1 protein-coding gene is annotated in these 812 nt (G+C 73.5%); it reads left to right on the plus strand.

The annotated features are described in order from the left end of the window. On the plus strand, positions 1-812 hold an 812-nt coding region (locus GTW40_RS25650), incomplete at both ends, for an amino acid adenylation domain-containing protein (RefSeq protein WP_161182536.1).

Consider the following 812-nt stretch of genomic DNA (forward strand, 5'->3'; position numbering starts at 1 on the left):
GTCATCTACACCTCGGGCTCCACCGGCCGCCCCAAGGGCGTCGTGGTCAGCCACACCGGTGTGGCGAGTCTGGTCGCCGCCCAGATCGAGCGGTTCGCGATCGAGCCCGGGAGCCGGGTGCTCCAGTTCGCCTCGCCCAGTTTCGACGCCTCGGTGTCGGAGGTCTTCACCGCCCTGCTGCGCGGTGCGGCTCTGGTGCTGCCCCCTGCGGCGGACCCGGTCGCCGCGCTGACCGACCCGGGCCTCGCGGTCACTCATGCGACCGTGCCCCCGTCCGTCCTGGCCACCGTGGAGCGGGAGGCGCCGACCTTGTCGACGCTGGTGGTGGCGGGTGAGGCGTGCCCGCCGGAGCTGGTGGAACGCTGGGCCCCGGGGCGCCGGATGATCAACGCGTACGGCCCGACGGAGACGACGGTCTGCGCGACCATGAGCGAACCGCTCTCGCCGGGAGCGGGCGCACCGCCGATCGGCCGGCCGATCGCCAACGCGCGGGTGTACGTGCTGGACGAGCGTCTGCGCGTCGTACCGCCGGGTGTGACAGGCGAGTTGTACGTCACGGGCCCGGGTCTGGCGCGCGGGTACCTGAACCGGCCGGGACTCACGGCCGGGCGGTTCGTCGCCTGCCCGTTCTCCGAGGACGGCGCACGCATGTACCGCACCGGCGACCTCGTACGCCACCGAGCCGACGGCGAGCTCGAATACGCCGGGCGCGTCGACCAGCAGGTGAAGGTGCGCGGCTTCCGCATCGAACCCGGAGAGGTCGAGGCGGCACTGGCCGAACACCCCGCCGTCGCCCAGGCCGCGGTCCTCGC

It is taken from the genome of Streptomyces sp. SID4985, from assembly GCF_009863025.1.
In the GTDB taxonomy this organism is placed as follows: domain Bacteria; phylum Actinomycetota; class Actinomycetes; order Streptomycetales; family Streptomycetaceae; genus Streptomyces.